At 69.3% G+C, this 11,818-nt stretch carries 12 protein-coding genes; 6 read left to right on the top strand and 6 right to left on the bottom strand.

Annotated elements, in window-relative coordinates:
- From LKD76_RS32435 to LKD76_RS27085, 3 genes are all read right to left on the bottom strand, one after another.
- Positions 1-315, bottom strand: coding sequence for a WXG100 family type VII secretion target (locus LKD76_RS32435; RefSeq protein WP_443678163.1), 315 nt, complete (start codon positions 313-315; stop codon positions 1-3).
- Complete coding sequence (locus LKD76_RS27090; protein WP_227984233.1) at positions 312-836, bottom strand: YbaB/EbfC family nucleoid-associated protein; 525 nt, start codon at positions 834-836, stop codon at positions 312-314. The genes LKD76_RS32435 and LKD76_RS27090 overlap by 4 nt, the downstream gene beginning before the upstream one ends.
- A 138-nt stretch (positions 837-974) precedes the next feature.
- Positions 975-1,841 carry a dienelactone hydrolase family protein gene (locus tag LKD76_RS27085; protein ID WP_227984232.1) on the bottom strand — a complete coding sequence of 289 codons (867 nt, stop codon included), beginning with the start codon at positions 1,839-1,841 and terminating at the stop codon, positions 975-977.
- Positions 1,842-1,971: 130 nt separating this feature from the next.
- Between LKD76_RS27085 and glmS the strand changes: the two genes are divergently transcribed.
- Positions 1,972-3,840: a glutamine--fructose-6-phosphate transaminase (isomerizing) gene (glmS, locus tag LKD76_RS27080; protein ID WP_227984231.1), complete on the top strand. Its 1,869-nt coding sequence runs from the start codon at positions 1,972-1,974 to the stop codon at positions 3,838-3,840.
- Here glmS and LKD76_RS27075 read toward each other — a convergent pair.
- Complete coding sequence (locus LKD76_RS27075) at positions 3,827-5,044, bottom strand: MFS transporter (protein ID WP_227984230.1); 1,218 nt, start codon at positions 5,042-5,044, stop codon at positions 3,827-3,829. The genes glmS and LKD76_RS27075 overlap by 14 nt on opposite strands.
- Before the next feature lie 138 nt (positions 5,045-5,182).
- Here LKD76_RS27075 and LKD76_RS27070 point away from each other — a divergent pair, with 138 nt between their 5' ends.
- Complete coding sequence (locus LKD76_RS27070; RefSeq protein WP_227984229.1) at positions 5,183-5,647, top strand: MarR family winged helix-turn-helix transcriptional regulator; 465 nt, start codon at positions 5,183-5,185, stop codon at positions 5,645-5,647.
- 6 nt (positions 5,648-5,653) lie between these two features.
- Here LKD76_RS27070 and LKD76_RS27065 read toward each other — a convergent pair whose 3' ends face one another.
- Entirely contained in the window at positions 5,654-6,082 is a 429-nt protein-coding gene (locus LKD76_RS27065; protein WP_227984228.1) for a cupredoxin domain-containing protein, read from the bottom strand.
- Positions 6,083-6,266: 184 nt separating this feature from the next.
- Between LKD76_RS27065 and LKD76_RS27060 the strand changes: the two genes are divergently transcribed.
- Positions 6,267-7,721 carry an NAD(P)H-hydrate dehydratase gene (locus tag LKD76_RS27060; protein ID WP_227985420.1) on the top strand — a complete coding sequence of 485 codons (1,455 nt, stop codon included), beginning with the start codon at positions 6,267-6,269 and terminating at the stop codon, positions 7,719-7,721.
- 28 nt (positions 7,722-7,749) lie between these two features.
- Here LKD76_RS27060 and LKD76_RS27055 read toward each other — a convergent pair whose 3' ends face one another.
- Positions 7,750-8,568, bottom strand: a complete 819-nt coding sequence (locus tag LKD76_RS27055) for an SDR family oxidoreductase (RefSeq protein ID WP_227984227.1) — start codon at positions 8,566-8,568, stop codon at positions 7,750-7,752.
- Between the two features lie 185 nt (positions 8,569-8,753).
- Between LKD76_RS27055 and alr the strand changes: the two genes are divergently transcribed.
- The 3 genes from alr to tsaE are packed head-to-tail and all read left to right on the top strand — an operon-like array spanning position 8,754 to position 11,534.
- The gene (gene alr, locus LKD76_RS27050) at positions 8,754-9,896 is read left to right on the top strand and encodes an alanine racemase (protein ID WP_227984226.1); all 1,143 of its coding nucleotides are present in this window, start codon (positions 8,754-8,756) and stop codon (positions 9,894-9,896) included.
- Entirely contained in the window at positions 9,896-11,047 is a 1,152-nt protein-coding gene (locus LKD76_RS27045; protein WP_227984225.1) for an alpha/beta fold hydrolase, read from the top strand. Before alr ends, LKD76_RS27045 begins: the two co-directional genes overlap by 1 nt.
- On the top strand, positions 11,040-11,534 hold the full coding sequence (gene tsaE, locus LKD76_RS27040; protein WP_227984224.1) for a tRNA (adenosine(37)-N6)-threonylcarbamoyltransferase complex ATPase subunit type 1 TsaE: 495 nt from the start codon (positions 11,040-11,042) through the stop codon (positions 11,532-11,534). Before LKD76_RS27045 ends, tsaE begins: the two co-directional genes overlap by 8 nt.
- Positions 11,535-11,818 lie beyond the last annotated feature (284 nt).

The raw sequence follows: 11,818 nt of genomic DNA, 5'->3' as shown, positions 1-11,818 counted from the left end.
TCAGAATTCGGTCTGAGCGATCGACCCGGCATTGGATTGATCCTGCTGCTGCAGGGTCTCGGCGGCCGACGCCATATTGCCCGCCATACTCGAGAGGATGGCGCCGAGATTGCCGCCGGTGGTGACGGCTTTCCCCGCGGGGTCGACGTAGCCCTTGGCGAACTTCTCGCCGATCTCGTCCGCCCCCCAGCATTCGCCCTCGGCCTCGACGATCTGCTTCAGGCTCTGCACGGCCGTGATCACCCGGTCCGAGACGTCGTTGTACTTCGGTTCGGTCGCCCGCAGTGCGGCGGGATCGACCTTGAACGTGCTCACCGGTTGTCCCCCTGGAGATATCCGCGATTGCGGTAGTAGTCGTCTTCGTCTTCGTCGTCGAAGGCCGGCGGCTCGGGCCGCTCGTCCGCCCCGGGGGCGGCCGGATCGGGAAGAAGTGTGCTCATCAGGTCTTTGAGGCTGGGCGCGCCCGGAACGATGTCGGACAGGTCGGGTACATCACCGGCGACGTCCTGGATCGGGGCGAAGGCGCGTTGCGACAGTTCGGCGGCCTGGCGGGCGGCGGCCTGGGCGGCTTCGGCCATCGACTTGCCGAGTTTGTCGGGAGTGGATCGCTTGAACGCTTCCGGAATCAGATGGACTTCCAGCACGACACCGGCGACGTTGGCGACCACCCGCACCAGACCGTCCGACGACCAGGCCTCGGCGGTCGTCTCCGCCAGTTGCCGCTGCACCTCTGCGAGTTCACGACGCTGCTGTTCGAACGTCTCCAGCAACGAGTCGACCTGCAGGCGTAGTGCCTCGTTGCGCGCCCGCGCCGCTTCCTGCTCGGCGTCGGCCATCTGTCCACCCCCTCCGTCGGGAAAATCCGGCTGTCAACATATCCGACGTGACGGCCCGCCGATCGGTTCCCTTCGACTCCGATCGACCCGGGAACGTCGCCGGGCCGGGCGCTGCGGATCAGCCGATCCGGACGGCTCCTATTTACGCAGCGCGCGGGCGACGTGAACCAGCTGGAGCGGTGACAACCGCTCGGGCTCGGGCTCTTCCGTCGCTTCCGGATCGACCACACGGGTGTGCGGGATATCGGCTTCCGGATCCGCGAAGGCCTCGTACTTCTTGTCGCCGAGAAGCTGGTAGCTGAGATAGCCGACCAGGAGGGCGCGGGTGATGCGCTCGGTCTTGGGCTCGTATTTGGCGGCGCCCAGCGCCGCCAGTGCCCGGCGGCCTTCGACGATGCCGTTGTGGGTGGCCTTGTCGACGGTGCGCAGCGAGCGCGGCCCGCCCCACGCGGCGGCCAGTTCCACGGCATCGCAATTGTTGGTGGACACATCGACCCCACCGGCCAGGATGAATGCCGGGGTGTCGATCTCCGGTGCCAGGCCCTCGGCGCTGGGCGCGGTGGGCGCGGGATAGAGCGCGGCGACGGCGGCCACCCTGCGCTGGGAGGCCGCGATGACGGCCGCGCCGGCACCCATGCCGTGCCCGGCCAGAGCCAGTTTGTCCGGATGCACGCTGATATCGCCGCCACCCAGGCGGACGCCGACGCAGATGTCGAGGGTGGTGAGCAGGTCGGTGGCCAGGTTCAGGTGCGAGGGCAGCGGGCCGCGTTCGGTGTCGGGCGCGGCCGCGACGAAACCCCAGGACGCGAGGTGTTCGAGCAGTCTGCGGTAGTTGCCCACACCGGCGAGCCAGCCGTGCGCGAAGGCGACCGCGGGCAGATTGTGGCCCGTTTCGGGGGTGTAGACCACGCCGGGCTGGCCGGCGATGCCGAGATTGCCGCGCTTGACCCGGTGCGGACCAGGGCTGGTCAGAATGCTCAGGAGCGATTTCACAGACACCGACACGAGGGTGAACTCTACCGATGCGCGCCCGGATTGCCGCACCGTCGGACCGCGGTACCCCGACAGGGCGCGCCACCAGTATTGATAGCAGTCCGATTCGCGTGTCCACGGCGCCCAAGTAGGCTGGGACACCATGTGCGGAATCGTTGGCTACGTCGGGTACCGGGACGCGCTCGGCGTCGTCGTGGACGCACTGCGCCGCATGGAGTACCGAGGCTACGACTCCGCGGGCGTGGCGATCCTGGACGGCGCGGGCACCATCGCGGTCGAGCGGAAGGCCGGTCGGCTGGCCAATCTGGAGGCCGAACTGACCGAGGCGGGCGCCGTCGCGTTCGGCGGGACCACGGGGATGGGCCACACCCGCTGGGCCACCCACGGTGCGCCGACCGATCGCAACGCCCACCCGCATCGTGACGTCACCGGCCGGGTCGCGGTGGTGCACAACGGGATCATCGAGAACTTCGCCCCGCTGCGGCGCGAACTCGAGGATGCCGGGGTCGAACTGCGCAGTGACACCGACACCGAGGTCGCGGTCCATCTGGTCGCGCGAGCCTATGCCGACGGCCCCACCGCGGGTGATTTCGTCGGCAGCGCCCTGGCGGTCCTGCAGCGGCTCGAGGGGGCGTTCACGCTGGTGTTCACCCATGCCGATCATCCCGGCACCATCGTCGCCGCGCGTCGTTCGACCCCGCTGGTGGTCGGCGTCGGCAAGGGCGAGATGTTCATCGCCTCCGATGTGACGGCCTTCATCGAGCACACCCGCGAAGCCGTGGAACTGGGCCAGGACCAGGCCGTCGTGATCACCGCCGACAGCTATGTGGTGACCGATTTCCACGGCGATACCGACAGTGTGCGGACTCGTCCGTTCACCATCGACTGGGATCTCGCCGCCGCCGAGAAGGGCGGTCACGACTACTTCATGTTGAAGGAGATCGAGGAGCAGCCCGCCGGCGTGGCGGAGACGCTGATGGGGCACTTCGACAACGGCCGCATCGTGCTCGACGAGCAGCGCCTGGCCGATCAGGAGTTGCGCGAGTTCGACAAGGTCTTCGTGGTGGCCTGCGGCAGCTCGTATCACGCCGGTCTGCTCGCGAAGTACGCGATCGAGCACTGGACGCGGGTACCGGTCGAGGTCGAGCTGGCCAGCGAATTCCGCTACCGCGACCCGGTTCTGGACCGGTCCACGCTGGTGGTGGCGATCTCCCAGTCTGGTGAGACGGCCGACACCCTCGAGGCTGTGCGCCACGCCAAGGAGCAGAAGGCGCGCGTGCTCGCGATCTGCAATACCAACGGCGCCCAGATTCCGCGGGAATCCGATGCCGTGGTCTACACCCGCACCGGCCCGGAGATCGGCGTCGCCTCCACCAAGGCGTTCCTGGCTCAGATCACCGCGAACTACCTGGTCGGCCTCGCCCTCGCGCAGGCTCGCGGCACCAAGTACCCGGACGAGGTGGCCCGCGAATTCGGCGAGCTGGAGGCGATGCCGAAACTGGTGTCGCGCGTGCTCGAGACCGCGCCTCAGGTGCGCGAGATCGCGCGCCGGTTCGCGCATCAGTCGACGGTGCTGTTCCTGGGCCGCCATGTCGGCTATCCGGTCGCGCTGGAGGGTGCGCTCAAGCTCAAGGAACTCGCCTACATGCACGCCGAGGGTTTCGCGGCCGGTGAGCTCAAGCACGGGCCGATCGCGCTGATCGAGGAGGGGCTGCCGGTCATCGTGGTGATGCCCTCCCCGAAGGGGCGCGCGGTACTGCATTCCAAGCTGCTCAGCAACATTCGCGAGATCCAGGCCCGCGGCGCACGGACCATCGTGATCGCGGAGGAGGGCGATGACACGGTGCGGCCGTTCGCCGATCATCTGATCGAGATCCCGGCCGCGCCAACGCTTTTCCAGCCGCTGCTGTCGACGGTGCCGCTGCAGATCTTCGCCGCGGAGGTGGCGCAGACGCGTGGCTACGATATCGACAAGCCGCGCAACCTCGCCAAGTCCGTCACGGTCGAGTAATCGCCGCCTCCGGTCGATCTCTCACCGCCACAAGCTCTTCGCCGGGAGCGACGATGGTCGCGGTGCGCCGTTCCAGCGCACCCGACCACACCGCCAGGGCGAGAGCGCTGGCGGCCAGGACCACTCCGACCCAACTCGGTGCGGTGTAGCCGAACCCCGCGGCGATGACCAGGCCGCCGAGCCACGCTGCCAGCGCGTTCCCGAGATTGAAGGCGCCGATGTTCAGAGCGGACGCCAGTGTCGGCGCCGCCGCGGCCTGATCGAGCACGCGCTTCTGCAGCGGCGGTACGGTCGCGAAGCCCAGCGCGCCGATCAGGACGACGGTGATCGCCGCCGCGATCTTGTTGTGCGCGGTGACGGTGAACAGCGACAACACCACCGCCAGGCCCGCGAGGGTGATGTACAGCATCGGCAGCAGATGCCGATCGGCATAGCGTCCGCCGACCAGGTTGCCGATCAGGAAGCCGAGGCCGAACAGCACCATGATCCAGGTGACCGATGTTTCGGCGTATCCGGTGACCTCGGTCATCATCGGCGCCAGATAGGTGATGGCGGCGAACACCCCGCCGAAACCGAGCACGGTCATCGCCATGGCCAGCAGGACCTGCGGGTTCCGCAGCACCGCCAGCTCACGGGTGAAGCGAGCGTCGCGCGGGGCGGGCTGATCCGGCACCAGTGCCAGCACTCCGGCGAAGGCGAGCGCGCCGACCGCGGCGACCAGCGCGAAGGCGAGCCGCCAGCCGAAGTGCTGGCCCAGCATGGTGCTCAGCGGTACGCCGACGACCGTCGCGACGGTCAGGCCGGTGAACATCATGGCGATCGCACCGGCCCGCCGATTCGGCGCCACAAGTGCTCCGGCCACCACGGCGCCGATGCCGAAGAAGGCGCCGTGGGCCAGCGAGGCGACGATGCGGCCGGTCAGCATCAGCCCGAAAGTCGGTGCGGCGGCGGACAGTACGTTGCCGCCGATCAGCAGGAGCAAGCTGATCAGCAGCATGCGTTTACGGGAGATACGGGTGCCCAGTCCGGTCATCACGGGTGCGCCGACCAGCACGCCGAGGGCGTATCCGGTGACCAGCCATCCGGCGGTGGGAATCGAGACCGCGTAACTGTCCGCGACCCCGGGCAGCAATCCGACCACGATGAATTCGGTGGTACCGATCGCGAAGGCGCCGAGGGTGAGGGCGAGGAGTGCGAGTGGCATGGGGTGAGGCCTCCACACAGAGTTGTACCAGGGCATTACAGGCGTCAACAATAATTGCAGACGCGGGATAATTGCAAGCGCTTGCTATTGCGGAAGCGGGTTATCCTGGTAACAGTCCCGCAAGACACAGGAGGGCCGATGACCGCAGACGCCGCGCTGACCGGGCTGGCGGACGGCTGGTACGCGCTGTCGGTGCTGCACGACCGCATCGAGGCGCGGATCGAGCGCGCACTGCAAACCGGACACGAACTGAGCGTGCGCGAGTACTCGCTGCTGACGGTGCTGAGCCGCCAGCACGATGGGCCGGGCGGTCATCTCCGGATGAACCAGGTCGCGGAGTCGGTCGCGCTGAGTCAGAGTGCGACGACACGCCTGGTGACCAGGCTCGAGGATCGTGGCCTGCTGCAGCGCTATCTGTGCCCCGATGATCGGCGCGGAATCTATACCGATGTCACGCCCGCCGGACTGGAATTACTGGACCGGGCGCGCCCCACCAACGACGCGGCGCTCTCGGAAGCGCTCGGCGAGGCCGCCGCCGATCCCGAACTCGCTCCGCTGGTTACCGCGGTCGAGGCGTTGAATCGGCAAGTAGCGCCGCGATAGCGGCGGCTATCGGACGGTGACGGTGCCGCGCATCTCGGGATGCAGCGGGCACAGATACCGATAGGTGCCCGCGACGGTGAAGGTGTGGCTCCATTCGCCGTCGGAGATGATCGGGCTGTTGATGCCCATCGCCGAATCGCCGATCCCCTGCACGGCATGCGGCACTTTATCGGAGAACTTCCAGGTCACGGTGTCGCCGACCTTCACCGTGATGTTCTCGGGCGAGAACTTCATCTTGTGGACGTCGACCGTGACCGCCGCGGGTTGGGTGGCGGTCGGCGTGGCCGCGACCGTCGTGGAGGGCGCGACGGTGGTCGTCGACGGCGTGGACCCGGTTGTGCCCGAACCGCATCCGGCGACCAGACCGGCGGTCGCCAGCGCTGCGACGATGAGGGCGAGGCGCGGTGCGCGGCGCAATGGGGTGCCGATCGACATGCGCACGAGCCTAGTCCCCGCGGCGGTGCCCGATCCGCCTGCCCGATCGCGCACCTGTCGTCGAAACGGCCGGATCCCTCTCGTCCGCCGCGATCGAGCCGTTCGATTCGGGCGTAATCTGCTGTGGATTCGCCCATCGTGAACGGATCGGCCGCAGAGGAGGATGCGAACCATGGCACCGGTACTGCGTGGGTACTACACCGCCGACGAGGTGCGTGCGGCGGAAGCCGGGCTCTTCGAACGAGTCGCCGAAGGAGTTCCGATGCGGCGCGCGGCCTACGGGCTCGCGAATGTGGTGGCCGGTGAACTGCGCGAACGGACCGGCGGCGTCGCCGGTCGCGCGGTGACACTGCTGGTCGGATCGGGCGACAACGGCGGGGACGCGCTGTGGGCGGGTGCGATGCTGCGACGGCGCGCGGTCGCGGTCACCGCGGTGCTGCTGTCGCCGGATCGGGCGCATCGGCGCGGACTGGCCGCACTGCGGCGGGCCGGCGGCCGGATCCACGACGCCGCAACCGGATCCGCGGCCGACCTGCTCGGGACACCGGATCTGATCATCGACGGCATAGTCGGTATCTCGGGGCGGGGATCGCTGCGTCCGCGGGCCGCCGAACTCGTCGCGGCGACCGAGGCCCCGATCGTGGCCGCCGACTTGCCCAGCGGGGTGGATCCCGATACCGGCGCGGTCGACGGACCGGCGGTGCGCGCGGCGGTGACGGTGACCTTCGGCGCCCGCAAGCCGGTCCACGCCCTGGCCGCGCCGTGGTGCGGCCGAATCGAGCTGGTGCCCATCGGGTTACATCTTCCGGATCCCGAACTGGCTGCGCTGGAACCGATCTCGATCGGCGCCGACTGGCCGGTGCCCGGATCGCGCGACGACAAGTACTCGCAAGGTGTGACCGGGATCTGCGCCGGCAGTGACGTCTATCCGGGTGCGGCCGTGCTGTCCACCGGCGCCGCGGTCGCCGCCACCTCGGGCATGGTCCGATACACCGGGACCGCCGCGGCGCAGGTGCTGGCTCGCTACCCGGAGGTGATCGCCGCCGACAGTGTGGCCGATACCGGTCGGGTGCAGGCCTGGGTGTTCGGGCCGGGCGCGGGAACCGGCACCGCGGCCCGCGACCGGCTCGCCGAGATCCTGGCGACGGATCTGCCCGTGCTCGTCGACGCGGACGGTCTGACGCTGCTGGCCGCCGAACCGCGACTGATCGCCGATCGGCGCGCACCGACCGTCTTGACCCCGCACGCGGGCGAATTCGCACGCCTCACCGGTCACGAACTCGGCCCCGACCGGGTGGCGGCGGTGCGTGCGCTGGCCGGCGAGTGGGGGGTGACGGTGTTGCTCAAGGGGCGGGCCACCCTGGTGGCGGCCCCGGACCGGCCGACCCTCGTCAACGAGGCGGGTGGTTCCTGGGCGGCGACCGCCGGTGCGGGGGATGTGCTGTCCGGCGTGATCGGCGCACTGCTGGCCGCCGGCCGCGAGCCGTGGTGGTCGGCGGCGGCCGGAGCACGCGTGCACGCCCTGGCCGCCAACCTCGCCGCGCATGCGAACGGCACTGTCGGAGCGCCGGTTTCGGCGTCACCGCTACTGCGGCACCTGCGGGCCGCCGTCCGGACCGTCCGCGAGCTTCCGGGGTGACGGCGGCGCCGCCGTCACCCGCCGCGAATCATTCGCCCTGTGCCGCCTTGGAAACCGGCTCCCATTCCCGCCAGGACGCCAGCCGCGACTCGTAGTCGGCGGTCGCGATCTGCAACGGAGCGGTACCCAGGAACAGCCGCAGCGGCGGCTGATCGGCGTCGACCAGGGCGAGGATCGCCGCCCGGGTGGCGGTCGGCTCGCCGGCCCGCTGCGCCGAACGGGTGCGGTTGCGTGCCTCCCGCACCTCGGCATAGGCCGGATTCTCCGTGCTGTGCACCGAGGAGGGGCCGGCCCAGTCGGTGCTGAACCCGCCCGGTTCGATCAGTGTGACGTGGATGCCGAAACCGGCGACCTCCGCGGCCAGCGACTGCGAGAACCCTTCCAGCGCCCATTTCGACGCGTGGTAGGCGCCCAGGTTGGGGAAGGCGCTGATCCCGCCGATGCTCGACACCTGGAGGATGTGCCCGCTGCCCTGTGCGCGCAGGATCGGCAGGGCTGCCTGGGTGACCCAGAGGGCGCCGAACACATTGGTCTCGAGCTGTGCGCGGATCTCGTCCTCGGTGAGTTCCTCGATCATGCCGAAATGGCCGTACCCCGCATTGTTGACGACGACGTCGAGACGCCCGAAGTGCTGTGCCGCCTCGGCGACAGCGGCGAAATCTCCGGCGCGATCGGTGACATCGAGTGGCAGCGGCAGGAACGTATCGGGATAGGCGGTGACCAGATCGTCGAGTGTGTCCAGTTTGCGGGCGGTACCGGCGACCCGATCGCCGCGTTCCAGGGCGGCCACCGCCCATTCGCGACCGAATCCGCGCGAGACGCCGGTGATGAACCAGACCTTGCTCATGAAAACCCCTTGCTCACGAAACTCTGCACACGGGAACCCTCTGGTCGAGGGTGGTGGCGGGCGTGGTCTGCCCGTGCCGACCACGCTAGTCAGCTGGAGTGCACTCCAAGCAACCGTTGATTTCGTCCGAATTCCGCCGGGCGCGCCGAGTGGCCCCGGCGCGCCGCGTGGCAGGATCGGTAGGCGTGAGTAGCGCTGATCCGCAGGTGGAGACCGTCGTCGATCTGGATGCCATCGCGCACAACGTGCGGATATTGCGCGCACACGCAGGCGATGCCGCGGTCATGGCAGTGGTCAAGGCCGACGCGTACAACCATGGCGCGGTCCAGGTCGGGCGGGCCGCGCTCGCCGCGGGCGCCACCGAACTCGGCGTCACCACGATCGACGAGGCGCTGGAATTGCGCGCCGCCGGGATCACCGCGCCGATTCTGAGCTGGCTCAACACCTCCGATGCCGACTATGCCGCCGCGATCGCCGCCGGGATCGAGATCGGTGTGTCGTCGACCGCGCATCTACGGGCGGTGGAGCGCGCCGCTCGTGCGACCGGCGCCAGCGCGATCGTGACGCTGAAGGTCGACACCGGTCTCAATCGCAACGGCGTCTCCGCGGGGGAGTATCCGGAGGTGCTGACACTGCTGGGCCGACTCGTCGCCGAGGGCGTGGTCCGCTTCCGCGCGATGTTCTCCCACCTCGCCCACGCCGATCAGCCCAGACATCCGGTCATCGATGTACAGCGCGATCGCTTCGTCGAGGCCATCGCCACCGCCAAGGATCACGGTCTGCAGCCCGAACTGGTCCACCTGGCCAACTCGGCGGCCACTCTCACCCGTCCAGATCTGGCGTTCGACATGGTCCGGCCCGGTATCTCGGTGTACGGGCTCAACCCCGTTCCGGATATCTCCGACGCCGACCTGCGCCCGGCCATGACCTTCCGGGCGCGGGTCGCCCTGGTCAAGCGGGTGGCGCAGGGGGAAGGCGTGTCCTACGGCCACGAGTGGATCGCCCCGCACGACACCACCGTGGCCCTGATTCCCGCCGGATACGCCGACGGTGTTCCCCGCGGTCTCGGTGGCCGCATCGCGCTGCGGATCGGGGATGCGGACTATCCGAATATCGGCCGGGTCTGCATGGATCAGCTGGTCGTGGATCTGGGCGAGAATCCGCACCGTGTCCGCGAGGGCGATCGCGCGGTGCTGTTCGGCGGCGCGCCCGGAGATCCGCACGCACAGCAATGGGCCGACCTGATGCACACCATCCACTACGAGATCGTGTGTTCCCCCCGCGGTCGAGTCGTGCGAGGCTATAGCGGACAGGCAGGGGTGGTGTGATGAAACCGGAACGGCCACAGCATTTTCGGGAGGGCCGGCGAACGCACTGGTCGGCACCGCTGCGCTCGCGGGTGTTCCGGGGCGGAGTTGCTTCGGCGAGTGTGCTGGCCGCGCTGGCGGGTGCGCAGGCCCTGCGGCGGATGGGCGCGGCGGTCGCGTGGCCCGCTCGCGGCGACGATCTGCGCGACGAGGATTTCACCCTGCTCGATCGCGACCCCGCGCGCCGGGTGCTGACCGAGGACGGCGTGCCGCTCGCGGCTCGTGTCGTCGGCGCCGAGAATGCCGATGCCACCGTCATTTTCGTCCACGGCTTCTGTAACAGCATGCAGTCGTTCCACTTTCAGCGCCGCGATCTCGCCGAGCTGTGGGGGCCGCGAGTGCGCATGGTTTTCTTCGATCTGCGAGGACACGGCAGTTCCGGCACCCCGAGCAGTGCCAGCTGCACGGTCTCGCAACTGGGCCGCGATCTGGTGCGGGTGATCGAGGAGTGCGCGCCGTCGGGACCGCTGGTGCTGGTCGGGCACTCCATGGGCGGGATGGCGATCCTGGCCGCCGCCGCGCAGTTCCCGCAGCTCTTCGAGAGCCGGCTGCTCGCCACCGCACTGCTGTCGACCACCGCGGCCGGGGTCACTCGCGCGGGCGCGGCGCAGCTGTTGCGCAGCCCCGCCATCGACGGGTTCCGCATGCTCGTGCACACCTCGCCGGCCCTGGTCCAGGCCGGGCGCGTGACGGCGCGCCAGGTGATCACCCCGGTTCTGCACGTCAGTTCGTTCCACGGCGACGTGAGTCCCACGCTGTCCCGGTTCACCACCTCGATGATCGATAGGACTCCGGTCGAGACCATCGTGAAATTCCTCGAAGCCCTGGAAGTGCACGACGAATCGGCCGCGGTGCCGATGCTCGCGCCGTGCCCGGCGCTGGTCGTCGGCGGCGGGCACGATCTGATCATCCCGTTCCGCAACTCCCGCGAACTCGCCGCCCGGCTGCCCGGAGCCGATCTGGTCCGGGTCACCGATGCCGCGCACATGGTGCATCTGCAGTATCCGGAACTGGTCAACGCCGCACTCGATCGGCTGTTGTTGCGCGCCGGGGTTTTCGGCGCGGCCCCGGCCGCATCCGGAACGAGCGACCGAGAGGTGAGCAATGGCTGATCAGCGTGATGCCACCCCGGCCACGGCCGACGATTCGCCGACGGCCCAGCGCCGGCAGCTGCCGACGGTCGCCGACACCGAGGCGCTCGGGCGTGAGCTGGCCGCCGATCTGCGGCCCGGTGACCTCGTGGTTCTCGACGGTCCACTGGGCGCTGGTAAGACCGCGCTGACCCGCGGTATCGCGGCCGGGCTGGGCGTCGAGGGCCGGGTCAGCTCGCCCACCTTCATCATCGCCCGGCAGCACCGTGCCGGCGCGCGCGCGGGTTCGATCCCGCTGGTGCACGTCGACGCGTATCGACTGGGCGGTGATCTGGACGAGCTGGACGCGCTCGACCTCGACGCCGATCTGCACGAGGCGGTCGTGGTCGTGGAGTGGGGGCTCGGGGTCGTGGAACATCTCGCGGATCGCCATCTGCGGGTGCGGTTGCGGAGGGAGCCGGAGTCGGAGATCCGCACCGCGATCTGGGAGTGGGTCGGGCCCTACTGACCGTCATCGGCGCGCTGTGATGCTCGCCACGGTGCCGCCCCCCGCGTGCGTACGGGCGAATACCCGGCAGTGCCGAATCGGTTCCGCCGTCCGCGTGCGAATGTCGTCGCCGTGCCGCCCCGCTATGGCAGTTGTTGCGGCACTTGATTGTTGGCGCGGGTCGTGAACCCGCCGCATCCGGACCTGGTGACATCGGTCGGCGGGCGGGTAGCCGGACGGTCGCGACATGCGGATACACCGGCGGCGCTGATGGCATACGGGAGGTGACCAACCGGTATCGTTGA

The sequence above is a fragment of the Nocardia spumae genome (assembly GCF_020733635.1).
GTDB classification, from domain to species: Bacteria; Actinomycetota; Actinomycetes; order Mycobacteriales; family Mycobacteriaceae; genus Nocardia; species Nocardia spumae.
This window is presented reverse-complemented; position numbering and strand designations above follow the sequence as displayed.

Excerpts from the sequence above, each read along its gene's own strand:
- LKD76_RS27065 (WP_227984228.1), bottom strand. The coding sequence starts at position 6,082 with ATGTCGATCGGCACCCCATTGCGCCGCGCACCGCGCCTCGCCCTCATC.
- glmS (WP_227984231.1), top strand. The coding sequence starts at position 1,972 with ATGTGCGGAATCGTTGGCTACGTCGGGTACCGGGACGCGCTCGGCGTC.
- LKD76_RS27055 (WP_227984227.1), bottom strand. The coding sequence starts at position 8,568 with ATGAGCAAGGTCTGGTTCATCACCGGCGTCTCGCGCGGATTCGGTCGC.
- LKD76_RS27070 (WP_227984229.1), top strand. The coding sequence starts at position 5,183 with ATGACCGCAGACGCCGCGCTGACCGGGCTGGCGGACGGCTGGTACGCG.
- LKD76_RS27090 (WP_227984233.1), bottom strand. The coding sequence starts at position 836 with ATGGCCGACGCCGAGCAGGAAGCGGCGCGGGCGCGCAACGAGGCACTA.
- LKD76_RS27075 (WP_227984230.1), bottom strand. The coding sequence starts at position 5,044 with ATGCCACTCGCACTCCTCGCCCTCACCCTCGGCGCCTTCGCGATCGGT.
- LKD76_RS27045 (WP_227984225.1), top strand. The coding sequence starts at position 9,896 with ATGAAACCGGAACGGCCACAGCATTTTCGGGAGGGCCGGCGAACGCAC.
- tsaE (WP_227984224.1), top strand. The coding sequence starts at position 11,040 with ATGGCTGATCAGCGTGATGCCACCCCGGCCACGGCCGACGATTCGCCG.